The 25793-nt window shown below is 44.6% G+C and carries 25 protein-coding genes and 1 other RNA gene; 13 read left to right on the top strand and 13 right to left on the bottom strand.

The window, feature by feature from the left end:
- Nucleotides 1–11 precede the first annotated feature (11 nt).
- The gene (locus tag R7R24_RS13055) at nucleotides 12–473 is read right to left on the bottom strand and encodes a protein YgfX (protein WP_224721353.1); all 462 of its coding nucleotides are present in this window, start codon (nucleotides 471–473) and stop codon (nucleotides 12–14) included.
- The gene (locus R7R24_RS13050; RefSeq protein ID WP_005380951.1) at nucleotides 442–702 is read right to left on the bottom strand and encodes a succinate dehydrogenase assembly factor 2; all 261 of its coding nucleotides are present in this window, start codon (nucleotides 700–702) and stop codon (nucleotides 442–444) included. The genes R7R24_RS13055 and R7R24_RS13050 overlap by 32 nt, the downstream gene beginning before the upstream one ends.
- Before the next feature lie 189 nt (nucleotides 703–891).
- Between R7R24_RS13050 and ygfZ the strand changes: the two genes are divergently transcribed.
- From ygfZ to R7R24_RS13035, 3 genes are all read left to right on the top strand, one after another.
- On the top strand, nucleotides 892–1860 hold the full coding sequence (ygfZ, locus tag R7R24_RS13045; protein ID WP_025768842.1) for a tRNA-modifying protein YgfZ: 969 nt from the start codon (nucleotides 892–894) through the stop codon (nucleotides 1858–1860).
- Nucleotides 1853–2326, top strand: a complete 474-nt coding sequence (locus R7R24_RS13040; protein WP_005384562.1) for an aminoacyl-tRNA deacylase — start codon at nucleotides 1853–1855, stop codon at nucleotides 2324–2326. Before ygfZ ends, R7R24_RS13040 begins: the two co-directional genes overlap by 8 nt.
- Nucleotides 2327–2965: 639 nt before the next feature.
- A complete protein-coding gene (locus R7R24_RS13035; protein WP_005380970.1) occupies nucleotides 2966–3172 on the top strand; it encodes a DUF1107 domain-containing protein in 207 nt (68 codons plus the stop codon).
- Between the two features lie 65 nt (nucleotides 3173–3237).
- Here R7R24_RS13035 and R7R24_RS13030 read toward each other — a convergent pair whose 3' ends face one another.
- The 3 genes from R7R24_RS13030 to R7R24_RS13020 are packed head-to-tail and all read right to left on the bottom strand — an operon-like array spanning nucleotide 3238 to nucleotide 6258.
- Nucleotides 3238–4446, bottom strand: coding sequence for an FAD-dependent 2-octaprenylphenol hydroxylase (locus tag R7R24_RS13030; RefSeq protein WP_047103183.1), 1209 nt, complete (start codon nucleotides 4444–4446; stop codon nucleotides 3238–3240).
- A gap of 31 nt (nucleotides 4447–4477) precedes the next feature.
- The gene (gene ubiH / locus R7R24_RS13025; protein ID WP_005380974.1) at nucleotides 4478–5656 is read right to left on the bottom strand and encodes a 2-octaprenyl-6-methoxyphenyl hydroxylase; all 1179 of its coding nucleotides are present in this window, start codon (nucleotides 5654–5656) and stop codon (nucleotides 4478–4480) included.
- A gap of 23 nt (nucleotides 5657–5679) precedes the next feature.
- Nucleotides 5680–6258 carry a YecA family protein gene (locus R7R24_RS13020; RefSeq protein WP_033907447.1) on the bottom strand — a complete coding sequence of 193 codons (579 nt, stop codon included), beginning with the start codon at nucleotides 6256–6258 and terminating at the stop codon, nucleotides 5680–5682.
- Between the two features lie 249 nt (nucleotides 6259–6507).
- Between R7R24_RS13020 and R7R24_RS13015 the strand changes: the two genes are divergently transcribed.
- The 5 genes from R7R24_RS13015 to serA all read left to right on the top strand — a co-directional run bounded on the left by R7R24_RS13015 (nucleotide 6508) and on the right by serA (nucleotide 9831).
- Nucleotides 6508–6816: a cell division protein ZapA gene (locus R7R24_RS13015; RefSeq protein ID WP_005384553.1), complete on the top strand. Its 309-nt coding sequence runs from the start codon at nucleotides 6508–6510 to the stop codon at nucleotides 6814–6816.
- A gap of 8 nt (nucleotides 6817–6824) precedes the next feature.
- Nucleotides 6825–7009, top strand: a non-coding RNA gene (ssrS, locus tag R7R24_RS13010) — 6S RNA.
- 5 nt (nucleotides 7010–7014) lie between these two features.
- On the top strand, nucleotides 7015–7614 hold the full coding sequence (locus R7R24_RS13005) for a 5-formyltetrahydrofolate cyclo-ligase (protein WP_005384552.1): 600 nt from the start codon (nucleotides 7015–7017) through the stop codon (nucleotides 7612–7614).
- Nucleotides 7615–7667: 53 nt separating this feature from the next.
- Entirely contained in the window at nucleotides 7668–8324 is a 657-nt protein-coding gene (gene rpiA, locus R7R24_RS13000; protein WP_005380982.1) for a ribose-5-phosphate isomerase RpiA, read from the top strand.
- A 274-nt stretch (nucleotides 8325–8598) separates the two neighbouring features.
- On the top strand, nucleotides 8599–9831 hold the full coding sequence (gene serA, locus R7R24_RS12995; protein WP_017821632.1) for a phosphoglycerate dehydrogenase: 1233 nt from the start codon (nucleotides 8599–8601) through the stop codon (nucleotides 9829–9831).
- A 71-nt stretch (nucleotides 9832–9902) separates the two neighbouring features.
- Here serA and R7R24_RS12990 read toward each other — a convergent pair whose 3' ends face one another.
- Both R7R24_RS12990 and R7R24_RS12985 read right to left on the bottom strand, forming a co-directional pair.
- A complete protein-coding gene (locus R7R24_RS12990; RefSeq protein ID WP_005384550.1) occupies nucleotides 9903–10595 on the bottom strand; it encodes an oxidative stress defense protein in 693 nt (230 codons plus the stop codon).
- A gap of 208 nt (nucleotides 10596–10803) precedes the next feature.
- Nucleotides 10804–11700 (bottom strand): LysR family transcriptional regulator ArgP, encoded by an 897-nt coding sequence (locus R7R24_RS12985; protein WP_054579065.1) that lies wholly within the window; start codon nucleotides 11698–11700, stop codon nucleotides 10804–10806.
- 147 nt (nucleotides 11701–11847) lie between these two features.
- Here R7R24_RS12985 and R7R24_RS12980 point away from each other — a divergent pair, with 147 nt between their 5' ends.
- Both R7R24_RS12980 and R7R24_RS12975 read left to right on the top strand, forming a co-directional pair.
- Nucleotides 11848–12477 (top strand): LysE/ArgO family amino acid transporter, encoded by a 630-nt coding sequence (locus R7R24_RS12980; RefSeq protein ID WP_054579064.1) that lies wholly within the window; start codon nucleotides 11848–11850, stop codon nucleotides 12475–12477.
- 26 nt (nucleotides 12478–12503) lie between these two features.
- Nucleotides 12504–12986, top strand: a complete 483-nt coding sequence (locus tag R7R24_RS12975; RefSeq protein WP_017633558.1) for a YbaK/EbsC family protein — start codon at nucleotides 12504–12506, stop codon at nucleotides 12984–12986.
- A 47-nt stretch (nucleotides 12987–13033) separates the two neighbouring features.
- Here the strand turns inward: R7R24_RS12975 and mscS are convergent, their stop codons facing one another.
- The 5 genes from mscS to R7R24_RS12950 form a co-directional block, all read right to left on the bottom strand.
- Nucleotides 13034–13900 carry a small-conductance mechanosensitive channel MscS gene (mscS, locus tag R7R24_RS12970; RefSeq protein WP_005380995.1) on the bottom strand — a complete coding sequence of 289 codons (867 nt, stop codon included), beginning with the start codon at nucleotides 13898–13900 and terminating at the stop codon, nucleotides 13034–13036.
- A gap of 424 nt (nucleotides 13901–14324) precedes the next feature.
- Nucleotides 14325–15401, bottom strand: coding sequence for a class II fructose-bisphosphate aldolase (gene fbaA, locus R7R24_RS12965; RefSeq protein ID WP_005380996.1), 1077 nt, complete (start codon nucleotides 15399–15401; stop codon nucleotides 14325–14327).
- Between the two features lie 154 nt (nucleotides 15402–15555).
- A complete protein-coding gene (locus R7R24_RS12960; RefSeq protein WP_005384547.1) occupies nucleotides 15556–16716 on the bottom strand; it encodes a phosphoglycerate kinase in 1161 nt (386 codons plus the stop codon).
- A 151-nt stretch (nucleotides 16717–16867) separates the two neighbouring features.
- Nucleotides 16868–17905 (bottom strand): erythrose-4-phosphate dehydrogenase, encoded by a 1038-nt coding sequence (epd, locus tag R7R24_RS12955; protein ID WP_005384545.1) that lies wholly within the window; start codon nucleotides 17903–17905, stop codon nucleotides 16868–16870.
- Nucleotides 17906–18040: 135 nt separating this feature from the next.
- The gene (locus R7R24_RS12950; protein WP_065274858.1) at nucleotides 18041–19999 is read right to left on the bottom strand and encodes a ligand-gated channel protein; all 1959 of its coding nucleotides are present in this window, start codon (nucleotides 19997–19999) and stop codon (nucleotides 18041–18043) included.
- Between the two features lie 140 nt (nucleotides 20000–20139).
- Here R7R24_RS12950 and R7R24_RS12945 point away from each other — a divergent pair, with 140 nt between their 5' ends.
- Nucleotides 20140–21033 (top strand): LysR family transcriptional regulator, encoded by an 894-nt coding sequence (locus R7R24_RS12945; protein ID WP_085570063.1) that lies wholly within the window; start codon nucleotides 20140–20142, stop codon nucleotides 21031–21033.
- A 91-nt stretch (nucleotides 21034–21124) separates the two neighbouring features.
- On the opposite strand, the gene tkt is transcribed toward R7R24_RS12945, so the two are convergent.
- A complete protein-coding gene (gene tkt, locus R7R24_RS12940) occupies nucleotides 21125–23119 on the bottom strand; it encodes a transketolase (RefSeq protein WP_085570064.1) in 1995 nt (664 codons plus the stop codon).
- 315 nt (nucleotides 23120–23434) lie between these two features.
- On the opposite strand from tkt, the gene metK reads away from it, so the two are divergent.
- Entirely contained in the window at nucleotides 23435–24589 is a 1155-nt protein-coding gene (gene metK / locus R7R24_RS12935) for a methionine adenosyltransferase (RefSeq protein WP_005384541.1), read from the top strand.
- A 402-nt stretch (nucleotides 24590–24991) separates the two neighbouring features.
- Nucleotides 24992–25789, top strand: a complete 798-nt coding sequence (locus R7R24_RS12930; RefSeq protein WP_085570065.1) for a DUF2189 domain-containing protein — start codon at nucleotides 24992–24994, stop codon at nucleotides 25787–25789.
- The last annotated feature ends 4 nt before the right edge of the window (nucleotides 25790–25793 follow it).

The raw sequence follows: 25793 nt of genomic DNA, 5'->3' as shown, positions 1-25793 counted from the left end.
AAACTATTACATCAGCAGGGAGCATTAGCTCCCTGTTTCATTTCCCATTGGCGTAATACCAAAGATAGTTGACGATACTGCTCATCGTCACAGCTATCACGCCAAATCGTAACACTACGACCAGATTGCAATTGGAATGTGATCTTGAATGGTGATGCCGATGTATCGACTCGCTGTAAATGACCCTTTTCGGACTCAATATCTTCCGAGTATTCGCCATACTCAAGGGCATCAAACCTAACCGAGCCATCGCAGTGCACATACCAATGCCCATGACTTGTAGGTTGAACAAGGCCTTGGCTTGAGAGAGCCTTAACAATCAGTAATAACAAATAAGTCGATAATACGAGCGGAATGCTAGAGAGGATAACAGCCCAAGTCATCAATAAGAAAAGTACAACATTGAGGACTCGGGCAGTCAGAGAGGGAGAAGCAGTAAAATTAACGAACTTTGCTGAGGTTATGGGCGACAATTTTATCAACCATTGCTGCATGACCTAAATTTTCGCTACGGCCATGCCCCATTACCCAAGTAAACAGATCAGGATCATCGCATTCAAGTAAAGAAACAAAGTCACGCTGCTCTTGTTCACTCAGAGTATCAAAGCACTCTTCAAAAAACGGCATAATTACTACGTCAAGCTCAAGCATGCCTCGACGACAAGCCCATTTAATACGCGCTTTTTCTTCCGGAGTGTACATTCACTATTCCTTCATAGATGTCTTGTTGTTAGTGCGGAGTGTAACAAGGGATGTGCTACGTCACTAGTGTGCGGGTCACAATACGATAGTGAAAGCAGACAAATGTTGATTCGTAAATCGCTCCCCTAGTATCTCAAGGTTATTTGGGTATAACATAGCGGAAAAATATCTTCAAAAGGCATTGTAATTATGGAATGGCAAACTCGTTTTTCAGCATTACCTCTCTCAACTCAAGACGCACTTCCAGAGTTATCTATCTCACTGCTGGATAACTTCGGCATGATCACCATGATCGGTGACGATAAAAAATCATACTTACAAGGTCAGGTTACCTGCGATGTTGTTTCTTTAGAACAAGACCAATCAACACTGGGCGCACATTGTGATGCGAAAGGCAAAGTGTGGAGCGTGTTCCGCCTTTTCCATCATCATGATGGCTACGGCATGATCCAACCAAAATCGGCGATTGACGTAGAACTTAGTGAAATAAAGAAATACGCCATTTTCTCTAAAGTAACGATTGAAGCTTCTGATGACGTTATCTTAGGTGTCGCTGGCGTCAAAGCCGATGAATTCATTTCAACAATGAGCAAGACAACTGGCAGCGTTCGCCCAGTTGACGGTGGCACAGCAGTGCAAGTTGCACAAGATCGCTGGTTACTGATATTAAGTGCGCCAGAAGCACAGCAAATCGTTGAAACTACCGACGCTGTCTTTACGACAAATGAGCTTTGGAATCGTTTCGATATTGAGGCAGGTTTACCATTTGTCTCTGCATCCGCGCAGAATGCTCACATTCCACAAGCACTCAACGTGCAAGCTTTAGGAGGCATAAGCTTCACAAAGGGCTGCTACACGGGACAAGAAACGGTAGCACGAGCGAAGTATCGCGGTACCAATAAACGTGCGATGTATATCGTAAAAGGTGCAACTTCTGCTCCATTCAGTGACGAACCAATTGAGCTCGAACGCAGCGTAGGTGAAAACTGGCGTTCAGTAGGTGCTTTATTAAATCACTACCAGTTCAGTGACAATCACGCGATTGGCCTGATCGTGCTGCCTAATAATCTCGATGAGGACACTCGTCTTCGTTTGGTTGCGCAACCAGAGTGTGAATGGACAATCGAATCACTGCCTTACAGTCTTGATGATGAGTAATACAATCAATACTCCTTTGATGCAATTTCTCACAGACCAACACATTCCGTTTCGTCTGTTACCGCATCAAAGACCAGCAACCACCATTGAGGATGCCGCGCACCAACGCGGCATTCGCCCTTCTCAAATGGTGAAAGCAATCTTGCTACGAGACATGGGTAATCAATATGCACTCGCCTGTGCGCCAGGTGATCGTAGCGTTGATCCCAAAAAAGTGCGCTCGTTACTGAAATGTCGCCGGATGACTTGTGTTGATCAAGCCGACGTTGAGTCCATCACTGGTTACAAAATTGGTACTGTCACTCCTCTGTTACTCAAACGTCATATGCCAATCGTGTTCGACCCTAGCTTACTAGAAGAACAGGAAGTCACGATCAGCAGTGGCGATCGAATGGCTGGGCTGGCGCTTTCTATTCAAGATCTTATCCAATTGTGCCAGCCGACCGTAGCTGAGATCTGTCGTTAATCGTCTAAAAACAATGTAATGACATGTAGTGTTTCTATCACTGCGTGATCTCGCTCATATCTACAAAAATAGACATGAGAATTTTTAATCACATATGAAACATAAATAGTCACAAAGATAAAACTCGTATATGCTGAATTTGTTGGTTAAGTTTCAAACAAGCACTTAACCGATATAAAGTGAGTCAGCTAGCTGAGTGACAGCATTCATGCAGTTAGTTATCCACTTTTGTGTAATGCATCTGTGACTATTCGCCCGCTGAAGCGGGCTTTTTTTTACGTGGAACTTTTTCTCTTTCATTTCCTCTAATCGTTAGAACGTAAAGTGTGTTGCGCGAGGCACGACCTTAATAGAAACAACTAGCAAACAACCGTTTTCGTTCTATTCTTAATTCTGTAACAAAACTATTGCTTAATGCGTCACGTAAAAAGGAGTGTATTGGCGTAAGGATTCCTTTAGAGAGGTTATTTTTGGGGTAATCCTCACGCTATTTAAGAGATGACACTGTCAAATTGTCTAAGACAACACAATTCTCTGACGCAACACCCTACATCTGTATTTAATACTATTGCTGTCACAATAATTTTCGCGTCCAGAACGTAGAATACCTAGGCTAGGTTAGATAAAAGGAAAGTAAATATGAGACTGTTTAAGCGCTATACACCAAGTATGATTGCTAAACATATAAGTCGTCTTTTTAAAGGAAGAATTTATATTTACGGGGTCGGTAGATTCGAGTTTGATAACGGTAAGTTAATACTGCCGGAGAAAGCAGAGCAACGCCATTTCCGAGCGGTCAAAGAGATCAATCAAGAAATAATGAAACTCCGATGCGCATATGCTTAGCAAAATGTTGATAAAACAAAGGCTGGATTAACCAGCCTTTTGTGTATTTGAAGTTCGCTTTGCACTTACTGACGCGCCAGATCCGGCAAGTGTCCCTTTAAACCAAGCGCGCGCTTCATGATCTCATCTTTCGCTCCCGGCAGTTGCCCCGCTAAACTTAAGCCAATGCCACGAACGAGCTTCTTAGCTGGGTTCTCGCCAGAGAACAAATCTCGAAACCCTTGCATAGTAGCGATCATCTTTGCCGCTTCCGCTTTTCGCCAACGCTCGTAGCTTCTTAGGTTGCGTTTACTACCGATATCTTGTCCCTGCTTCCAAAGTGCTAACACCTCTTGAGCAAGACTGGCCGCATCTAATAAACCTAAATTCACACCCTGCCCCGCTAATGGATGAATGGTATGAGCTGCATCACCAACCAGCGCGACTCGCTCGACAACAAAATCTCGCGCATAGCGCATTTTCAAAGGAAACGCAGCACGCTCTCCCACTACTTCACATAGACCAAGTCGAGCATCAAACTCACTCGTCAACGCTTTATTGAAATCATGTTCACTCATTGCCACTAACTGCTCTGCTCGATTTGGCTCCGTGGACCAAACAATAGAGCACATATCTGGTTGCGACATTGGCAAAAATGCCAACGGTCCGTGAGGAGTAAATATCTGGCGCGCAATGCTGTTGTGTGGCATGGCAGTTTTGACATTCGCGACCAAAGCATGATGACCATAGTCCCAATGCGTTAATGGAATATCCATTTGATGGCGAAGCCACGAATTCGCCCCATCGGCTCCGACCACTAATTTAGCGGTCATGGCTTGGCCATTATCGAGCGTCAGCCAGCTTTCTTGCTCACCGACCGCGAGAGTCGCGCAACGTGCAGGCATAAACATAGTGACGTTATCGAGCTTTTGGACTTGTTCAAGCAGTGCAAGTTGAATCACACGATTCTCAACAATATGCCCTAAATCAGGTTGTGCCATACTTTGTGCATTAAATTCAATGCTGGCAAAGCTATCTTGTTCCCATACTTCCATGCCATGGTAAGGCGAAACTCGGCGCTGTTCTATGCCCTGCCAAGCACCAAGTTTACGCAAAATCGTCTCACTAGAGCGGCTCAACGCAGACACACGAACATCGGGTAATTCTTTCAACGAATCATCTGGCACTTTACCTTCAATAATGGCGACACGCAGATCACTGTCTTTGAACGCGGCAGCAAGTGCCAACCCAACCATCCCTCCGCCGATGATGGCGATATCTACACTTTGCATCATTGCTTTTTATTACCTAATTCAGTGCGGCCGTTCATCGTTTTACCAAGCCAAGTGTATGGCGTAGTAGCGGCTGCTTAAAAATAGAAAGGTTATCCATCGCTGCTAAGGCAGTATTTCGGCCAATTCGCATCGCGGGTAAATCATTTGAAAAAACATGCACTAAGGCACTGGTTAGCCAAATAGTTTCGCTTCGATCTGCTTCTCTACGTTGACTAAAGCGCATCAGGCCTTGATAAAGACCCACATCCTCACTTTGCTGCACAATTTCTTCTGCTAGTGAGACTACATCGCGAATACCGAGATTAAAGCCTTGTCCAGCTATCGGGTGCAGCGTTTGCGCCGCATTTCCAACAATCGCAAAGCGATGTGAAATATTTTGCTTTCGATGGCGAAGAAGCAATGGGTAACTTGCACGGCGCCCCACTTTTTTCATCGCGCCTAAACGCCAACCAAAATCGTTCTGTAAACGCTGGAGAAATGCTTGATCAGATAACTCAAGAACGGCTTGGGCTTCTTCAGGGTGCAAACACCAAACTAAGGACATTCGATTGTCACTCATTGGCAATAAAGCAACAGGGCCATTCTCAGTAAAACGTTCAAAGGCTCTACCTTGATGAGGTTCTTGAGTCACAATATTGGCAATGACAGCCACTTGTTCAAAATCTTGCTCAGAAAGTTCTAGACCAATTTTCTGACAACAGGTCGAAACAGCACCATCTGCAGCCACCAGCAGTTTTGCTTCAAGTTGCTCACCACTTTTCAACGTCACATGGGTACAGTTTTGCTCGCGCTCGATATCGGTAACGGAGTCAGGACAAAACAGCGTAATTGACTCGCTGCTGTCTAATAATTCTTGATATACACGCCCAACATCGGCTAATTCTACAACATACCCTAGAGCTTCAACCCCAACCTCTTGCTTGGTAATCTCCGTCATCCCAGCATGAGAACGGTCAGAAACGTGGATATGTTCAATGGGTGTGACAAACGGTTCTACTGACGTCCAGAGCTGTAGTTGACGCAACAGATTGACAGTACCGTAAGACAATGCGATTGAGCGAGAGTCAAAACCAGGGTGCATATCTGATTGTGCTTTAAAAGGCTCAACGACGGCAATGCGGAGCTTTCCCTGAGACAAATGGTCAATCGCCAATGCTAACGTTGCACCAGCCATGGCACCACCAGCAATGACTACATCATATTGCTTCATACTAACCTCTGGACGGTCTACGATTAGTGAATAGTAGGTTTTTTGTCGCTGCTTTCAGGACGAACACCAAATTCAGCATGGATCGTTAGTACGCAAGCTTTGATGTGCTCAATCACTTGCTCTAGCAATTGCGCTTGTTCACCAAGATCGTCATCTTCATCGATGCCTAATTTGGCAATCTCTTCTAGGTCAGCCAGTGCTTCTTTAGCGTCATCAGATGCTTTATTAAGCGCAACGCCTGCTAGACCTAGCCCAGAAATAAAGTGGTTTACAAAGTCGGACACACTGTCGGCTAATGCGAATAAGCCTTCTTCGCCTGGCTCATCTGGCAATAATAAAGACAGCTCCATCGACGTGCCAGTTAGTTCATTGACAGTAACAGTGAATACGCTTTGAGCAAAAGCTAGTGCGGTAGAAGGCCAACCCATACCATCATTGGTGTAGTCAAACAGAATAGGCTGCCAAGTTTGATCATTGATCGCCAATCCACCACTTAACATGCCGACAAATAAGCCATGTAACTCCGCCGGTGTTACTGCTAGGCTTGCAGATTGCAGTTCAGCAGCAATAGATTGGTATTCAGGAAGGGTGATTTCACTCATAACTTGGCTCATTCTTGCGTAATAATGTATTGGTATATCCTACCATCAAGGTTAGTGGTCTGAAACGGCTATCAAATTCAATTTTGGACAGCATTTGTTCAATTTGCCCAATTCCTGTGTGATCTCGTCATCATTTCTCTTTCTGTGATGGGAAATGCTTGAATCTTAATAGCGGTTTTCCTATAGTTTGCTCCTCGGTAGTTGTATGAAGCAACACCTTAGATAGCGCGAATATAGAGTTTATTCATCATGAGCAATCAAGCGATCGACGTTGAAATATTAGGCAAACTTACACGAGTGAATTGTCCGACAGGACAAGAAGAGTCTCTTGTTGCAGCGGCAAAAGATCTGGATCGCCGATTGAAAGAAATGAGCGAACGTACTAAGGTAACCAATGAAATCCAACTGCTGACCTTTGCTGCATTGAATATTTGCTATGAGTTGCACACCAAGTCATACGAATCCAATGGTCAACAGCAAGAAATTACTGAGCGAATGGAAAAGCTCACCGCGTCTTTAGAGAACGCACTAAGCAAAGTTACGCAAGGACAGCAGTAAATACAAAATTTACCCTGGGGTGTGCGTCAGCAGGATTTAAGTCCCTGAGCCGATAAGCAATACCTAAGGGTTAGTATTTGGTAACTATTGAGCAAGCTCGGCATGCACCGAGAAGCCTACGGTTGTCATTGCTGATCCGCCTTGAACCAGCTGGTTCAAGGGCCACAATCCTCAACGGCACCCTGGGGTATTCTCTCTATGTCAGACCTCTCTCGACAAGACTTCCGCAAACTGATTCGTGAAAAGCGCAACGCTCTGTGCAGTGATACGCAATACCAAGCGGGAATCGACCTTATTACTCAATTTTCCCAACTTCCTGAAATCGATCAGGCGCAACATATTGCCATCTACCTTTCTGCAGACGGTGAGCTTGATACTAAACCGCTCATTGAATGGTTATGGCAACAGGGAAAATCGGTTTATCTGCCCGTCATCCATCCCTTTTCTAAAGGTCAGTTACTGTTTCTTCAGTATATAAGTGATGAACAGCTCGTCTACAACAAGTACGGCATCTTAGAGCCCAAGCTCGATATCAGACACCTCAAACCCGTTCGCCAGCTTGATTTAATCTGCACGCCTTTAGTTGGGTTCGACAGTATCGGACACCGCTTAGGCATGGGCGGAGGGTACTACGATCGTACTCTGTCACGTTGGTTTATAACTGGAGAGGGTGCTAAACCTGTCGGTATCGCTCATGACTGCCAACATGTAGAACGCTTACCAATTGAAAGCTGGGATATTCCATTACCTAAGATCGTGACCCCAAGCCAAATATGGCAATGGGAAAGTGACAAGTAAGCCGCTATAATCACGCCCGCAAACGTTAACGAACATCTATTCAGGAGATTGGCATGACTCAAGATGAAATGAAAAAAGCGGCTGGTTGGGCAGCACTAAAATATGTTGAGAAAGGCAGCATTGTCGGTGTTGGTACTGGCTCTACCGTGAATCACTTCATCGATGCACTAGGCACTATCAAAGATGATATTAAAGGTGCAGTGTCTAGCTCTGTCGCTTCAACTGAGCGCCTTAAAGAGCTTGGTATTGAAGTATACGAGTGTAACGATGTAATGAAGCTGGATGTGTATGTTGATGGCGCAGATGAGATCAACCCAGCACGTGAAATGATCAAAGGCGGCGGCGCGGCTCTGACTCGTGAGAAAATTGTCGCAGCAATCTCTGATAAGTTCGTATGTATCGTTGACGGCACTAAAGCAGTTGACGTACTTGGCCAGTTCCCATTGCCTGTTGAAGTAATCCCAATGGCACGCTCTTACGTGGCTCGTGAATTGGTAAAACTAGGTGGTGATCCAGCTTACCGTGAAGGCGTTGTGACTGACAACGGCAACGTGATTCTGGATGTGCACAATATGCAAATTACCAACCCGAAAGAAATGGAAGACAAAATAAACGGCATCGCTGGTGTGGTGACTGTGGGTCTTTTCGCTCATCGTGGTGCAGACGTAGTGATCACTGGCACACCAGAAGGTGCAAAAATTGAAGAATAAATAACAGCCCAAAATGAACCTATCTGGTTCACTTTTCTGTTATTTCATTACATACGGTGCTGCAAGGCACCGTTTTTTATTCCTTTCTATAAGAAAATTATCTCTTATTCCGTAATTTTCTTACCCAAAGCAATTTTTTTTTGTTACTTTATTGAACAGAAGACGCACAGGGAAACGTTTGTCTTCCTACAAAACTGTTAATTATCCCCTTTTTAATAGTTTTGTCCAATGTGCGCCACATTAGCCCACCTTTCCATTTTAAGGACGAGAAAAAATGGCCAAAGTTTCACTGGAAAAAGAAAAGATTAAGATCCTCTTGTTAGAGGGACTCCACCCTTCTTCAGTTGAAGTTCTTCAAGCAGCTGGTTATACCAACATTGAATACCATAAAGGTTCCCTTCCGGAAGAAGAACTAATTGAAGCGGTAAAAGACGTGCACTTCATTGGTATCCGCTCCCGTACGAACCTATCCGAAGAGGTAATCAATGCGGCGAACAAGCTGGTTGCAATTGGCTGTTTTTGTATTGGCACTAACCAAGTAAACCTAGACGCAGCAGCAAAACGCGGTATTCCTGTCTTTAATGCACCATTCTCTAACACTCGAAGCGTGGCAGAGCTTGTACTTGGGCAAATCCTTTTACTAGTGCGTGGTATTCCTGAAAAGAATGCTCTTGCACATCGCGGTATTTGGAAGAAAAGTGCAGACAACTCTTACGAAGCTCGTGGTAAGTGCCTTGGCATTATCGGATACGGTCACATTGGTACGCAGCTTGGTATTATTGCCGAAAACTTAGGTATGCGCGTTTACTACTACGATATTGAGAACAAACTGTCCCTTGGTAATGCGACGCAAGTACATACCATGAGTGAACTATTGAACAAATGTGATGTGATTTCTTTGCACGTTCCCGAAACACCGGAAACGAAAAACATGATGGGTGAAGCTGAATTTGCTCGAATGAAACCAGGTTCCATCTTTATCAACGCGGCACGTGGCACCGTTGTGGATATTCCTGCACTTTGCCATAGCTTAGAAGCTGGTCACCTTGCCGGCGCTGCAATTGATGTATTCCCAACTGAACCAAAAACAAATGCTGACCCGTTCGAGTCTCCTTTACAAAAATTCGATAACGTCATTCTCACTCCACACGTTGGTGGTTCAACGCAAGAAGCACAAGAGAATATCGGCTTAGAAGTGGCGGGCAAACTGGCTAAGTACTCTGATAACGGCTCGACACTTTCAAGCGTAAACTTCCCTGAAGTGTCATTGCCAGAACACAGTGGTGAGTGCTCTCGTCTGCTTCATATCCATAAGAACCGTCCTGGTATTCTAACTCAGATCAACACCATCTTTGCTGAAGAAGGCATTAACATTGCCGCGCAGTACCTACAAACAGCCGCTGAAATAGGCTACGTAGTGATCGACGTTGAAACTGAACGAGCAGAAGAAGCTCTAACAAAGCTCAAAAACATTGAAGGCACAATCCGTGCTCGTATCCTGCATTAAACTGTGAAATAGAAATGACAAAGGCAGGGGTTGTAACTCCCTGCCTTTTGCTTTTTACTGTTTGCTAAGCCTTACTTTAGCTTATAAATGACATCGACTTGATCGCGAATGATCATGGTTGAATCTTGGTAGCTATTCGCTCCTTCTTTACTATCCATCGCCATTGAACGCATTAACACAGGCTGAACGTGCATCTGTCTGTAATTGATCTGCCATACATCGCCCAACTTTTTCTCAAAACCAGTCGCTAATGACCCTGCTTTTTCTCTTGCGTCCTTAATCGCAGCCATTCGTGCCTTTTGCTGATACTCGGCTTGGTTGCTTACCTTAAGTTGAATATTATCAACCTGATTAATTCCCGCTTCTAACGCCATATCTAGGTATTGGTTAAGGTTTTTCAGATCCGTCACCGTGACATCAATACTGCGAGATGCTCGATACCCAACAAGTTCTGCTTTTCCTGATTTAGGGTAATGGTACTGAGGAGCAAGGTATAAATTCGAGCTAGTAATATTGTCTTTTGACAAGCCGGCATCCGATAAGCTTTTTAGAAACTCTTCAACGGTTTTATCTACGGACAATTTCGCTTGTTCGGCCGTCATTGTCGTATCGACTACTTTTACAGAAAACGTAGCCATATCAGGTGTGGCCGTCACTTCGCCATACCCCGTTGTCGTAACATGAGCAAACTCTGGCGTATTCGCCAAAACTGAAGCACTGGTAAGGCTGAGTGCTGAAGCCAGCAAAAATGAATACAATTTCATTCAATAAATCCATCCATACAAAATTAAGTACTTAATCTCAGATTCCAACATCACTATCATGGCTGAGAAAGCGTGTGGTTTCATAATAGAAACTTCCGCCGATTATCCAAGCACCCATAGTGACTTCTAACACAACTTTGACTATGTAACATTGGCGTAATTTTTAAACAAAACACACTTAAGTTAACGATATGCAGCTCTGACGAACTTATTGAGGTAGATGCTGCTGCGCATACCCCACTATCGCATGTGAGATTTCTTGTAGTACCCCAGTTTCTAACTGCCAGTGGTGCCAATAAATCCGATGGGACATTAAAAAACCTGGAGTCACATCAACCAACACACCTCTGTCTAATTCGTCGGTAATTTGCAAGCGGGGGATCAAGCAATAAGCTACACCAGCTAACGCCACTTTTAGAAACGCTTCAGAACTACTGATGTTGTGATGAATAACGCTGTCAGGATTGACGTTAAAGTGCTCGGTAAGAAATGTTTTATGTAGATCATCATATTGGTCATATGAAACGGCCGGTGCTTTTGCCAATGTCTGATTATTTACGCCTTTAGAAAAATAATGCTGATAGAACTCTGGGCTCGCGACACAAACATAATCGATGCGACCTAAATAGTCTGCTCTGCATCCGGGGATTGGCTGGGACTCCAAGCTGATCGCTCCTGTCACTTCGCCACTTTTGAGTTTTTCAATAGAGCGGTATTCACCATAGATAGTCAGTTTTAGTTCAACTTGACGCTGCTTCATAACATTTTGCAGCGCTGGCAGTAGCCATGTTGCAAGGCTATCTGCATTAGTCGCTAAAGAGAGTTGCACAGGTCGCGTACTGGTATCATTTTTTAGTTCGGGGAGAATTTCATGCTCTAGCAAGCGTACTCGCCGATAAAGACCCAACAATTTTTTACCAATTGGCGTTGGCTTAGGTGGCTGGCTTCGAATTAAAACAGGCTGCGCGAGAAACTTCTCTAACTGCTTGATACGTTGAGAAATGGCGGATTGAGAAACAAATAAATGCTCGGCAGCACGCTCAAAGCTACCCTGATAAACTATAGCGTCTAATGCCTCAATCCATTTGTAATCTAACCCTCGCATACCTTTCCTCTCACTCCTGATCAAACGCCTCCCGTTAAATTAGTCTATCTAATGTAAGATTAAAATCATTAATTATACTTATTTAGATAAACGCTTTATCTTTCCCTTTTCTGTAAATGTATTTGTTATTTTGAAGTGAGGTGAAGTGTGAGCTTGTGGGTTCTATTGCAAGGTTTTGGTTTAGGAGCATCAATGATCATTCCGATCGGCGCGCAAAATGCGTATGTTTTGAATCAAGGCATAAAGCGTAATCACCACCTAACAACCGCCACTATTTGTAGCGTGCTAGATATGATTTTCATCTCTCTAGGTATCTTTGGTGGTGGTGCAATTCTGTCTCAAAATGAAATCTTACTGACGTCGGTGACACTTGGTGGTATTGCTTTCTTGAGCTTCTATGGACTGCTCTCGCTAAAAAGTGCTTTTAAGCCAGAGAGTGAATCGGAATCAAAAGGGGAGATTGTAGCTCGAGGTCGTCGAACGGTTATTCTAGGTGCGCTAGCTGTCACTGTGCTTAATCCGCACTTATATTTAGATACAGTCGTTATTCTAGGTTCGATCGGTGGACAATTTGAAGGCCATGATCGCATTGCTTTTGCACTAGGTACGATTCTGGCTTCCTTTGTTTGGTTCTACACTTTATCGATAGGAGCAGCCAAACTAGGTCCAACACTCTCTAAACCAAAAGTGAAAAAAACCATCGACATTGCAATCGCAATGATAATGTTCACAATAGCGTATATCTTAGCGAGTGAGCTTATTGATAAGTATTGGTAATCACCAGGTAGTAAGGCAGCAAAGACATGGAGTCACTAAAACGTATTTATAACAACAATAGAGAGCGATTCAACGCGCTCTCTATTCCTTTTCGGGAATGGCAGCACGAAGCCATCTTAGACTTTGAGACAGATATACGCATTGCGAGAGAGCTTGGTTGGACGGGTACGCATACCAAAAGCCTCTTTTTAACACTCAAAGGACAAGGTTACGCGGTTTATCTGACAGATAAGGACTCGCGCCTCGATGCCAAGCAGATTAAAGCGATTACAGGTAAACGTCCCTCTATTTGTAATGACGATGAAATGGTCGAAGTGTTAGGTTGCGTACCCGGCGCGGTTTGCCCAATAGGCTTACCGGAATACATCACTATCATTGTTGATACCAATCTCTATCAACATCAAGAGTTGCTCTATACGCCTGGCTTACCTGAGTTCACATTTGGATTTGCAGGTAAACATCTAAAACGCCTCTTACTTGCTGGTCATCACACCCTTTACGAAGTATAAAAAAGCGAGGCCTATTGGCCTCGCTTTTGAATATCGACTGCTTTTGATTAAGCGTCGACTTTGTTCAGGTGAACATCCATTTGTGGGAATGGAATCTCGATACCATTTTCATCCAATGCTTCTTTAATACCTTGCATTGCATCAAAGTATACGCCCCAGTAATCTGCAGTTTTCACCCATGGACGAACCACAAAGTTAACTGAAGAGTCTGCTAACGTAAGTACACCAATTGTGATATCTGGGTCTTTCAAGATACGTGGATCTTTCTCTAGCGTCTCACGAATCACTTTCTTCGTTAGTTTAAGGTCTGCTTTGTATGAAACACCAATCACTAGGTCGACACGTCGTGTCGCATGGCGAGAGTAGTTAGTAATGGCACCGCCGATAACTGAAGAGTTAGGCACAACAACCATTTTGTTGTCTGGTGTTTTTAGAACGGTTTGGAAGATTTGAATTGCTTCAACACTACCCGCTACACCACCGATTTCTACGTAGTCGCCTGATTTGAATGGGCGGAACGCAACAATAAGTACGCCTGCTGCAAAGTTTGATAGTGAACCTTGTAGTGCAAGACCAACAGCAAGACCTGCCGCACCAATCACAGCAACAACAGAAGCGGTTTGAACTCCTAATCGACCAAGAGCCGCGATTAGCACGATTACAAATAGCAAGTAACGAACAAGACCGTGAATAAATTCAACGACGGCCTTATCCATGTTTTTCTTTTCTAGTACTTTAGAAACACTACCAGCGACTGCCTTAACGATAAGATTACCGATAAACAGAATAAGCAGCGCAGAGATAATGTTCACACCGTACTGAACCAGTAGATCTGAATTGTTTGTCAGCCAAGTTTCAGCCTGAGTTAGACCATCCGTTAAAGTGGTATCGATACCCACCGATTCACCTGCCATAATTCTTATCCTCAAAAATAAAGAGATATAAATCCAATTGCCGTTAATTTATGAACCTTGTTTTTTAAAGGCTCTTTTCTAAAACAACATCCCTATTGCTCCACTGAACAGTGTCAGATTTTTGGCACAATATCCCAACTCTGACTTTTTTCAAAGTCAGAGTTTCGCAAAGATATGCAAAACAAGACTTTATCAGAGCTTTCTGACACTGACTTGTTACAGGTTACGCAATGCACTCTGATTTCGCCACTCTTAAGACTGATATTCCCATGTTTTCTTTAAAAAAACGTTAAAGGTGAGATATCTCACTAGCAAATACAATCTAACGCATAAAAATATCGGGAGAAAGCAGCCTGGAAGAAAATGATAGACATAAAAAAACCCGCTCAAAGAGCGGGTTTTTAAGTAACTTAATCAGTAACGATTATAGTACGTCAACTGCGTTAAGGTCAGCAAATGCTTGCTCTAGACGAGTAACCATTGAAGCTTGGCCTGCACGCAGCCATACGCGTGGATCGTAGTACTTCTTGTTTGGTGCATCTTCACCAGTTGGGTTACCGATCTGACCTTGTAGGTAATCGTGGTTTTCAGCTTCGAACTTACGGATACCATCCCAAGTAGCCCACTGTGTATCAGTATCGATGTTCATTTTGATTACACCGTAGCCGATAGATTCACGGATTTCTTCTAGAGAAGAACCTGAACCGCCGTGGAATACGAAGTTTAGAGAGTTCGCTGGAAGACCGAATTTCTCAGAAACGTGCGCTTGAGAATCACGTAGGATAGTTGGAGTTAGTACAACGTTACCTGGCTTGTATACGCCGTGTACGTTACCGAAAGATGCTGCGATAGTGAAACGGTGGCTGATTGCGCTTAGTTTCTCGTATGCGTATGCAACGTCTTCTGGAGAAGTGTATAGCTCAGACGCATCCATATCAGAGTTGTCAACGCCGTCTTCTTCACCACCAGTACAACCTAATTCGATTTCTAGAGTCATGTTCATTTTAGCCATGCGCTCTAGGTACTTAGCAGAAATTTCGATGTTCTCTTCTAGAGACTCTTCAGAAAGGTCGATCATGTGAGAAGAGAATAGTGGCTTACCAGTTTGCGCGAAGTACTCTTCACCAGCGTCTAGTAGACCGTCGATCCAAGGAAGTAGTTTCTTAGCTGCGTGGTCAGTGTGTAGGATTACTGGAACACCGTAAGCTTCAGCTACAGCGTGAACGTATTTCGCACCAGCAACAGCACCTAGGATTTGAGCTTCTTGACCTTCAAGTTTTAGACCTTTACCAGCAAAGAAAGCAGCGCCACCGTTAGAGAACTGAACGATAACTGGAGCTTTAACTTTTGCAGCTGCTTCAAGTACTGCGTTTACAGAGTCAGTACCCACACAGTTTACTGCTGGAAGTGCAAAGCTGTTTTCTTTTGCAACTTCAAATACTTTCTGAACGTCATCGCCAGAGATAACACCTGGTTTTACGAAGTCGAAGATCTTAGACATGGATGTAATCCTATTTATCTGTCGTTTTTAAACAAAACTTGTTAAGTTGAAAATCTTGCAAACGTTTGCTCACAACTGAGGCTATTCTAGCAGAGTTCCTCACTCGTTGCAGCAAACAAGAAAGCGGGAGAATCACTCCCCCGCTTTGCTTTAATTACTTAGCGCGTGCTTCTAGCATTTCTACTGCTGGAAGAACTTTACCTTCTACGAATTCAAGGAAAGCGCCGCCGCCAGTAGAGATGTAAGATACATCCGCTTTGATACCGAACTTGTCGATAGCCGCTAGCGTGTCACCACCACCAGCAACAGAGAAGCCTTCAGAAGCTGCGATAGCTTCAGAGATGCCTTTAGTACCTGCTTCGAAGTTCTTGAATTCGAATACGCCTACTGGACCATTCCATAGGATAGTCTTAGCGTTTTTAAGGATTTCAGCTAGTTCAGCAGTTGAATCTGGACCAAGGTCGAAGATCATGTCGTCGTCTTGTACTTCAGAAACGTGCTTGATTTCAGCTTCTGCGTTCTCGTCAAATGCTTTCGCACATGCAACGTCAGTTGCTACTGGAATTGCACACTCGTCCATTAGCTTCTTAGCTGTTTCAACTAGGTCTGCTTCGTATAGAGACTTACCAACGTTGTGGCCAGCAGCTGCGATGAATGTGTTAGCAATACCACCACCAACAACGAGTTGGTCAGCGATTTTAGATAGAGACTCAAGAACAGTTAGCTTAGTAGAAACTTTTGAACCACCTACGATAGCAACCATTGGACGAGCTGGCTTGTCCATTGCTTTGCCTAGCGCTTCTAGTTCGTTTGCTAGTAGAGGACCAGCACATGCTACGTCTGCGTGCATGCCAACGCCGTGAGTAGATGCTTGAGCACGGTGAGCCGTACCGAATGCGTCCATTACGAATACGTCACATAGTGCTGCATATTTCTTAGATAGCTCTTCGTCGTTTTTCTTTTCGCCTTTGTTGAAGCGAACGTTTTCAAGAACAACAAGTTCACCCGCATTTAGCTCTAGGCCATCTAGGTAGTCTTTTGCTAGCTTCACTTCGCAATCTAGTGCGTCGTTTAGGTAGTTAACAACTGGTTGTAGAGAGAACTCTTCAGCGTATTCACCTTCAGTTGGGCGACCTAGGTGAGACGTAACCATTACTTTAGCGCCTGCTTCTAGGCAGTGCTTAATAGTTGGAAGAGATGCGATGATACGTGCATCCGAAGTTACTTTACCGTCTTTTACTGGCACGTTTAGGTCAGCACGGATAAATACACGTTTACCTGCAAGATCCAGGTCAGTCATCTTGATTACAGACATGATGTGTCCTCTCAAATATTTAATAATTAAAGTTTTTGAAAACTCGGCAACCCTGCCAAGCCTGTTAATTCTTCAAACTGGTTATAGATATGGAGATATTATGGATTTATTTCAAGGCTTGAAATAAAAATTCTCCATCACTTCTTCGTCATTACTGTTCCACTTGCGAAGAAGCTTGCATTGCTAAGGCAGTATCCAGCATCCGGTTAGCAAAGCCCCATTCGTTGTCGCACCAAACGAGCATTTTTACGAGTTGCCCGTTACTCACTCTAGTCTGGCTTCCATCCACAATCGCACTATGGGGGTCGTGGTTAAAGTCGATGGAAACGAGTGGCGATTCAGTATAGTCAACAATGTTACGTAATGTACACTGAGATGCGTTAACAATGGTTTGATTTACGTCATTAACTTTCACATTTGTACTAATTGTGACACTTAAATCCATTGCAGTGACGTTAACCGTTGGAACACGAACAGAAATCGCTTCGAATTTGTTGGAAAATTTCGGGAAGATTCTTTCAATCCCCTTATGCAACTTAGTGTCCACCGGAATAATAGATTGGCTTGCAGCGCGGGTACGGCGTAAGTCGTTATGATACGCATCAATTACTTGTTGATCGTTCATGGACGAATGAATTGTGGTAATGGTGCCAGACTCTATGCCGAAGGCTTCGTCTAATACTTTAATGATGGGAACGATACAGTTGGTGGTGCAAGAGCCATTGGAGACAACACGGTGCTCGTCTTTCAGAGTTTCGTGGTTCACGCCATAGATAATCGTATTATCTAGGTCGTTTGCGCCCGGGTGCGAAAACAGTACTTTCTTCGCGCCAGCTTCTATATGCGCTTGCCCATCCGCTTGCGAACCAAATACGCCAGTGCAATCCAAGACGATATCAACTTCTAAATCACGCCAAGGAAGTAATTCGATTTCGGAGAGATGGAGAATGCGAATGGAATCATATTCACCGCTGTCATGATGAACATGCAAATGTTCTTGGTCATGGGAAATTTTTTTACCAAAGCGACCATGACTGGTGTCATATTGCAGTAGGTGTGCCATCGCCTCTGGCTGTGCTAGTTCGTTAACCGCCACAACCTTGATCTGCTGGTGTTTTCCGCTTTCATACACCGCTCGCAGAACATTACGACCTATACGTCCAAATCCATTGATCGCAACCTTTAGCATTTATCCTTCGCCCTACCAAAAATTTCGTGTCACAGATACTACCTGATCAGGCTGACAAACGCACCTGTTGAATCACAGTAAAGCAGGATTAAAAAAGGTCGAGACTATGCTCGACCTTATTACAACGATAGATAATTAAAATGCGACGTCTAAACCTAACCAGTAGCGACGACCATCTTCAATATATCCATATTCTTCGTAACTGATTTCCTCGTCCAGCAAGTTATAGATAGCGCCTTTAATACGAGTATTGTCGGTTAACTGGTATGTCACACCGGCGTCCACAAAGGTATAAGCTGGTTCTACAATACTGTTTCTTGATGGGCCAGTAACCGGATCCATTTCTTTACCTCGGTACGTGACTTTCGCCCAGCTCTCTAGATCTGTTGTCGTTTGCCAAGTCACATCCACATTAAACAGATGCTTTGGTAACTGCTGCAGCGGCATGCCTTTGTATTCACCTGTTTTTTGCTCTGAGTCGGTAAATGTGTAGCTCGAGCTAAGGTAAATGGTTTCCGTTAACGGCGATGCTAAGGTCGCTTCAATACCTTGTGTGACGGCTTCATCCACGTTAATACGGTACGTTGGATCTGCGCCCCATTGGTTTGGACCATCAGTACAGATAGTGTCTGGACAAACAACACGTGTGATCTTGTCTTTGAATTCGTTATGGAACGCTGTCAAAGAGACATCTAAGCCAGAATCACCTTGATACAAGACGCTGATTTCTTTGTTTAGCGACGTTTCAGGGTCAAGATCTGGGTTACCGTAGATATTACCGCCACCACTGACTTGCGCCCAGCCAGGAGTAATTTCACGTAATTGTGGAGAACGGAAACCTGTTGCCACACCGCCTTTCACCGTCCAAGACGGATCAACTCGCCATACACCGTAAACACGCGGACTAAAATGCGCGCCATAGTTTTCGTCATGATCTAGACGGCCGCCAAGCGTAACGCTAAACGGATCAGCAATTCTCCATTCATCTTCAATGAAAACAGCCCACTGCGTATTCGATGTTTCAGTCTTCGATGACGCTTTGTTGGAGGTGAAATCCTCAAGCTCTGCATGAGTAGCGTCCACACCCGTCGTCAACGTATGGTTTCCAATACCAGTCACCAAGCTCGATTTGAACGTGGTGTTGGTGATCGTCATCTCACGAGATTTGTTCTCGCTCTCTTCTCGCTGTAAGTAAGTATCTGAAATTCCGACCGAATCCCAATCACCGTTGTGGCTTACCGTTACGTAATTACGGCGATATTCATTCAGTGAATCTTCACACCCACCACGACACCCTGTGGTCGGCACTGAAAGGCCCACATTGCCACGACGACTTTGTGCCGACGTGCCACCTTCTAATTGCACCGAATGGCGCTCATTAATCTGGTAAGTCAGTTTTGAAGAGATACTCTGCATATCTTTATCTTCATAACCGTATTCGATGTCATCTTCTTCTCTGGTTGTGTACTGACCATATACTTGGAGAGATAAATTTTCAGCCAACGGACCATTAACGAAAAAGTTCGCGCTCTGCTCTCCCCCTGAGCGGCTATTCTCTTGTAGTACCGTGCCCAGTTGAACATTACCTGTCCACTCTAGCGCATCTTTTCGTGTGATGACGTTAATCACACCACCAATCGCATCAGAACCGTAAAGCGTCGACATTGGGCCACGAATAACTTCGATTCGCTCAATCGCTTGAAGAGGAGGTAACCAACCTTGTTCGATACCAGGACCGTCACTATTTGGACGAGTTTCACGCGTGCTTTGACGTTTACCATCGACCAGTATCAAAGTGTATTTAGAACCCATACCACGGATACTAATGTCGGTGGTATCACCACCACCTGTCACGACAACACCTGGCACACTTTTTAGTGCATCAGTCACATCGCGGTAATAACGGGAGTCCAACTCCTCACGTGAAATAACACTAATACTTGCAGGCGCGTCCGCTTGAGATTGCTCGTAGCTTGATGCAGTTACAACCACTGTTTCCATTTTAGAAACTGCATCATTGGCAAAAACATGAGGGACACTGACGAAGGCTAAAATACCAGTTGCGGTAATAACTGGCAGTCTAAGAGTAGACATCTACATCTCCATAATTGATAATGATTATTATTTTCGAAAGTGAATTATTCACAAATAGAATGAGATGCATAGTGAGAGTTATGGAACGGTTCTTTCCATTTATGGAACTCGTACATAACGCAGTAAGGAGTAAAAGAAATATGCACGACTTAGCATCAATTAGAGCCTTTGATGCGCTCAATCAGCATAAAAGTTTGACAGCCGCTGCTAAAGCCCTTAATCAGCCAAAATCAACGCTAAGTCGTCGCTTGGCACAATTAGAAGAAGACTTCGGTCAGGCTCTAACCGCCAGACAAGGTAATCGATTAGTTCTGACAAGAGCTGGAGAAATCTTTGCCCACTACAGCCGCCAGATTCTTGAGTTAAGCGAAGAGAGTTATGATGCACTGCAAGGTTTAACGAACCAAGTTTCAGGGCCACTGCATATTGTTTGTCATACTGCCTTAGTTAGAAGCTGGCTCGGCGGCGTACTCAATCGTTTTCTTGCTGATAATCCCGATGTTAGAGTTCAACTTACCAGTGACTTTTCTGAGGCGCATCATGACCCAGATTTGTTCATCTGGCTCGGTGAACGTAAAGAGCTAGACTGGCGAAAAGAAGTGCTGGGGGTATTTCGCTATACGCCTTTTGCCTCTCCAAATTATCTAAAACAACATGGGCCTATACCGCACCCCAAAGAACTTGAAGCACATCCATGGATCGATTTTGGTTCAGTGCAAGAAAATGGATTGATGCTAGCACACCCTCAACACGGTGAGTTCTTTTTAGAACCCTTTGTTAGTCGGTTATACAGCGACAACATAGCAATGCAAATAGACAGTATCGCGAATGGTCATGGTATTGGACTGCTGCCGACTTGGACAGCATTCGGCTATGAGAAACATCACCCAGGGCGAATCACACCTTGCTTAGAAGGTTGGCTTTCTGAGCCTATTTCCATTAACTGCTATACACCAGCAGGACGACCACCACTGCGCTTATCCGTACTTTTAGACTGCATTCACCAAAGCATTCCACAAGGTTGGAAAACCTGACAAAAATAAAAAGGCCATCATAATGATGGCCTTTCTAACTTTAGCGTTTAACAATCGTCGTTTACGTTCGACTGTTTAGACGGTCCTGCAATTACGCTAGCAATTCTTTTGCTGTGTTCACTACGTTTTCAGTCGTGAAGCCAAACATCTCGAATAGCTGACCAGCAGGTGCAGATTCACCGAATGTTGTCATACCGATGATGCGACCGTCGAAGCCAACGTACTTGTACCAGAAATCAGCAATGCCCGCTTCAATAGCGATACGTGCCGTTACGTCTGATGGCAGTACAGCTTCACGGTAAGCGGCGTCTTGTTTGTCGAAAGCATCTGTTGATGGCATTGAAACAACGCGTACTTTCTTGCCTTCTGAAGTTAGTTGCTCAGCGGCTTTCACTGCAAGCTCAACCTCAGAACCTGTTGCGATAAGGATTAGCTCAGGCTTACCTTCGCTATCTTTCAGGATGTAAGCACCTTTCGCGATGTCTGCGACTTGTTCAGCAGTACGCTCTTGTTGCGCTAGGTTTTGACGAGAGAAGATAAGTGCAGTTGGTGCATCTTTACGTTCAATCGCTAGTTTCCATGCAACTGCAGACTCAACTTGGTCACATGGGCGCCATGTGCTCATGTTTGGAGTTACACGTAGAGACGCCATTTGCTCAACAGGTTGGTGAGTTGGGCCATCTTCGCCAAGACCGATCGAATCATGCGTGTAAACTTGGATGTTCTGAATTTTCATCAGCGCAGCCATACGCATTGCGTTACGAGCGTATTCCATGAACATTAGGAATGTTGCGCCGTAAGGAACGAAACCACCGTGCAATGCGATACCGTTGATGATAGCGGTCATACCGAATTCACGCACACCGTAGTGGATGTAGTTGCCAGAGAAGTCCTCCATTTCTAGAGACTTAGAACCAGACCACATGGTCAGGTTAGAAGGCGCTAGGTCAGCAGAACCACCCATAAACTCAGGAAGCATTTGACCAAACGCTTCTAGTGCATTTTGCGACGCTTTACGTGATGCAATGTTCGCTGGATTTGCTTGAAGATCGGCAATGATTTGGTTCGCTTTTTCTTCCCACTGTGCAGGAAGTTCGCCGTTTAGACGACGTTTAAGCTCTGCCGCTTCTGCAGGGTAAGCTGCAGCGTATGCTTCGAATTTTTCATTCCAAGCTGCTTCTTTCGCGGCGCCCGCTTCTTTTGCATCCCACTCAGCGTAAACATCTGCCGGGATCTCAAATGGGCCGTACTCCCAACCTAGGTATTCGCGAGCCGCTTGGATTTCATCGTGACCTAGTGGTGCACCGTGACAGTCGTGCGAACCAGACTTGTTAGGAGAACCGAAACCGATAATTGTTTTGGTACAGATAAGCGTAGGACGTGGGTCCGCTTTTGCTGCTTCAATTGCTGCGTTGATCGCGTCTGAGTCGTGACCATCGACTGCTGGGATTACATGCCAGCCGTACGCTTCAAAACGCTTAGGTGTATCGTCAGAGAACCAGCCTTCAACGTGACCGTCGATAGAAATGCCGTTGTCATCCCAGAACGCGATCAGTTTGCCTAGACCTAACGTCCCAGCAAGAGAGCATGCTTCATGCGAGATGCCTTCCATTAGACAGCCGTCACCCATGAACACATACGTAAAGTGGTCAACGATATCGTGACCTTCTTTGTTGAACTGTGCCGCTAGTGCTTTCTCTGCGATCGCCATACCAACAGCGTTAGTGATGCCTTGACCTAGAGGACCAGTTGTTGTCTCGATACCAGGCGCGTAGCCGTACTCTGGGTGACCTGGGGTTTTTGAGTGCAATTGACGGAAGTTTTTCAGATCGTCAATAGATAGCGCGTAACCGCTTAAGTGCAGTAGAGAGTAAATAAGCATTGACCCATGACCGTTTGACAGCACAAAGCGATCGCGGTCGGCCCACTCTGGGTTTGAAGGGTTATGGTTTAGGTGAGAGCGCCAAAGAACTTCAGCGATATCAGCCATACCCATTGGTGCGCCTGGGTGGCCTGAGTTAGCTTGTTGAACACCATCCATGCTTAGAGCACGAATTGCATTGGCAAGATGTTTACGAGACGACATGTCTGCTCCTGAGTACATTAAGCGAAACGAAAAGTAGGTCATAATTCTCTCAAAGCCCTGTTGGGTGTGCAAACGTTTTCCAGTCCAAAACCTCACAAATATTGCACCTTTCGCGCCAAATCGTTCGAAGTTCTTAAAATTATCAATAAATCAGGCAAACGTTTGGTTATAACAAAAACCAAAAAAGAGCTTGTAATTCGAGCAATCAAATTTAGAATAGACGTCTAGATGTAGATACACCTACAAAAATTAGTATTAATTTGCGCTGGAGAGTTTATCATTCCCCAGTTTTAAACCAGATATAGTGGAGCTAACATGGCTAAGCACCTGTTTACTTCTGAGTCAGTATCAGAAGGTCATCCAGATAAAATTGCAGACCAGATTTCTGATGCGGTTCTTGACGCGATTCTAGAGCAAGATCCAAAGGCTCGTGTTGCATGTGAGACTTACGTTAAAACCGGTATGGTAATGGTGGGTGGTGAAATCACGACTTCAGCATGGGTAGACATCGAAGAGTTAACTCGTGAAACCGTTCGTGAAATCGGCTACGTACATTCAGATATGGGCTTTGACGCAGATTCTTGTGCGGTACTAAACACAATCGGTAAACAGTCGCCAGATATCAACCAAGGTGTTGATAAAGCTGACCCTAAAGAACAAGGTGCAGGCGACCAAGGCATCATGTTTGGTTACGCTTGTAACGAAACTGAAGTACTAATGCCAGCGCCAATTACTTACTCTCACCGTCTTGTTCAAAAGCAAGCAGAAGTTCGTAAAAACGGCACACTACCTTGGTTGCGTCCTGATGCAAAATCTCAGGTAACATTCCAATACGATCAAGGTAACATCGTTGGTATCGACGCGGTTGTTCTTTCAACTCAACACTGTGACTCAATCTCAACTTCAGACCTGCGTGAAGCGGTAATGGAAGAGATCATTAAGCCAGTGCTACCTTCTGAGTGGATCAACAAAGAAACAAACTTCTTCATTAACCCAACCGGTCGCTTCGTAATCGGTGGTCCTATGGGTGACTGTGGCCTAACTGGTCGTAAGATCATCGTAGATACCTACGGCGGCGCAGCTCGTCACGGTGGCGGTGCGTTTTCTGGTAAAGATCCATCAAAAGTTGACCGTAGTGCAGCATACGCAGCACGCTACGTAGCGAAAAACATCGTAGCGGCAGGCATGGCTGACCGTTGTGAGATCCAACTTTCTTACGCAATCGGTGTTGCTGATCCAACGTCTATCATGGTGGAAACGTTCGGTACTGAGAAAGTACCTCACGACATCATCATTGAAGCGGTTCGTCAATTCTTCGACCTACGTCCATACGGTCTACAAGAAATGCTTAACCTTCTTCAACCTATCTACAAGAAGACAGCGGCTTACGGTCACTTCGGTCGTGAAGAATTCCCGTGGGAAGCGACAGACAAAGCTGCACTTCTACGCGATTTCGCTGGCATCAAATAATCAAGCTAAGCAAGAATCAATCAAGCCCTCGCTTATGGTGGGGGCTTTTTATTTTCAGCAACTTTTATATAGTCATTTCGGCTCATACCGCCCTGCCCCACAAAGCAGTCCTGTTTCTCCCTCATTTTTATACCGAATAAATTTTAAGCAATTATTTGTAAATTATCCCATCTCCGCCAATAGTTAAAATATTGTTAATTCCAATTTAAATAGAGACGTCGGAGGCTGGCGACTGTGGAAGCAACACTTAAGTAAAGACATGAGTTAAGCATCTTTATGGCCGATACCAAACTAAGCCAATGCTCAGATGTAAACTTGAAAAAGTCGCTTCAAGTTTGACTGAACAAAAACCGCTGTCAGTTGGTATAAGCGGATAATGTGGGAATAAATCAAGGAGGAGTTATGCCTCGAACTGTTAATCCATCGGACTTCCACAACAAGCGAAAGGAAGTGCCAGACAACGAATACGCCAGAACCATACCGTGCAATACGGTCAATCTTTCTGCACCTTTTCATTGGCTCGCATTAGGTCTGCATGATTTCGTGCGAATGCCGCTTATTAGTGCTTTCTATGGCATCTGTTTTATGGCAGCTGCGATAGGCATTGTTTTGCTCGTACAGTGGCAAGGCACACACTTAGTCGTCATGCCCAGTTTGATTGTTTACATGTTAATTGGTCCGTTTCTCGCGCTGGGTTTGTATGATGCCAGTTGGGAGAGAGAGCGCGGACACAAAGCAAGCTTGTTCCATTCAATGAAAGCGATCGGTCGTAACTCAACATCTCAATGGGCGTTCGCCGTGTTACTCGCAGTGTGTATGATATTTTGGATGCGCATTGCCGCTCTACTTCATGCACTCTACCCTTCTGTTCAAGGGGCACCTTTAAGTGAGTTCCTACCCTTCCTTGTCATCGGCTCTTTAGTTGGCTTTGTTTTGGCTTGTTTGGTGTTTAGCATTTCAGCCTTTTCTATTCCGCTCATGATGGAGCGTCGCGTAGACATGATGACCGCTGTATTTACCAGCTTTAATGCAGTGAAATCCAACATTCCAGCAATGATTGTTTGGGCAGCGATCATCTGTGGCGGTATTCTTATCGGCTTTGCGACCTACGGGATCGGAATGTTGTTTACCATGCCAATTCTAGGCTACGGTACATGGCACGCTTACCATGCCACCATCAAGAAAAAACACACACCATAATTAA

Source organism: Vibrio sp. 704 (assembly GCF_033339295.1).
The sequence above is the reverse complement of the archived record's forward strand: the minus strand, read 5'-3'. Positions and strand labels throughout refer to the sequence as shown.

Bases quoted from the DNA above. Each gene is read 5' to 3' on its own strand.
- R7R24_RS13050 (WP_005380951.1), bottom strand. From the start codon at position 702: ATGTACACTCCGGAAGAAAAAGCGCGTATTAAATGGGCTTGTCGTCGA.
- ygfZ (WP_025768842.1), top strand. From the start codon at position 892: ATGGAATGGCAAACTCGTTTTTCAGCATTACCTCTCTCAACTCAAGAC.
- R7R24_RS13040 (WP_005384562.1), top strand. From the start codon at position 1,853: ATGAGTAATACAATCAATACTCCTTTGATGCAATTTCTCACAGACCAA.
- R7R24_RS13035 (WP_005380970.1), top strand. From the start codon at position 2,966: ATGAGACTGTTTAAGCGCTATACACCAAGTATGATTGCTAAACATATA.
- R7R24_RS13030 (WP_047103183.1), bottom strand. From the start codon at position 4,446: ATGATGCAAAGTGTAGATATCGCCATCATCGGCGGAGGGATGGTTGGG.
- ubiH (WP_005380974.1), bottom strand. From the start codon at position 5,656: ATGAAGCAATATGATGTAGTCATTGCTGGTGGTGCCATGGCTGGTGCA.
- R7R24_RS13020 (WP_033907447.1), bottom strand. From the start codon at position 6,258: ATGAGTGAAATCACCCTTCCTGAATACCAATCTATTGCTGCTGAACTG.
- R7R24_RS13015 (WP_005384553.1), top strand. From the start codon at position 6,508: ATGAGCAATCAAGCGATCGACGTTGAAATATTAGGCAAACTTACACGA.
- R7R24_RS13005 (WP_005384552.1), top strand. From the start codon at position 7,015: ATGTCAGACCTCTCTCGACAAGACTTCCGCAAACTGATTCGTGAAAAG.
- rpiA (WP_005380982.1), top strand. From the start codon at position 7,668: ATGACTCAAGATGAAATGAAAAAAGCGGCTGGTTGGGCAGCACTAAAA.
- serA (WP_017821632.1), top strand. From the start codon at position 8,599: ATGGCCAAAGTTTCACTGGAAAAAGAAAAGATTAAGATCCTCTTGTTA.
- R7R24_RS12990 (WP_005384550.1), bottom strand. From the start codon at position 10,595: ATGAAATTGTATTCATTTTTGCTGGCTTCAGCACTCAGCCTTACCAGT.
- R7R24_RS12985 (WP_054579065.1), bottom strand. From the start codon at position 11,700: ATGCGAGGGTTAGATTACAAATGGATTGAGGCATTAGACGCTATAGTT.
- R7R24_RS12975 (WP_017633558.1), top strand. From the start codon at position 12,504: ATGGAGTCACTAAAACGTATTTATAACAACAATAGAGAGCGATTCAAC.
- mscS (WP_005380995.1), bottom strand. From the start codon at position 13,900: ATGGCAGGTGAATCGGTGGGTATCGATACCACTTTAACGGATGGTCTA.
- fbaA (WP_005380996.1), bottom strand. From the start codon at position 15,401: ATGTCTAAGATCTTCGACTTCGTAAAACCAGGTGTTATCTCTGGCGAT.
- R7R24_RS12960 (WP_005384547.1), bottom strand. From the start codon at position 16,716: ATGTCTGTAATCAAGATGACTGACCTGGATCTTGCAGGTAAACGTGTA.
- epd (WP_005384545.1), bottom strand. From the start codon at position 17,905: ATGCTAAAGGTTGCGATCAATGGATTTGGACGTATAGGTCGTAATGTT.
- R7R24_RS12950 (WP_065274858.1), bottom strand. From the start codon at position 19,999: ATGTCTACTCTTAGACTGCCAGTTATTACCGCAACTGGTATTTTAGCC.
- R7R24_RS12945 (WP_085570063.1), top strand. From the start codon at position 20,140: ATGCACGACTTAGCATCAATTAGAGCCTTTGATGCGCTCAATCAGCAT.
- tkt (WP_085570064.1), bottom strand. From the start codon at position 23,119: ATGTCGTCTCGTAAACATCTTGCCAATGCAATTCGTGCTCTAAGCATG.
- metK (WP_005384541.1), top strand. From the start codon at position 23,435: ATGGCTAAGCACCTGTTTACTTCTGAGTCAGTATCAGAAGGTCATCCA.
- R7R24_RS12930 (WP_085570065.1), top strand. From the start codon at position 24,992: ATGCCTCGAACTGTTAATCCATCGGACTTCCACAACAAGCGAAAGGAA.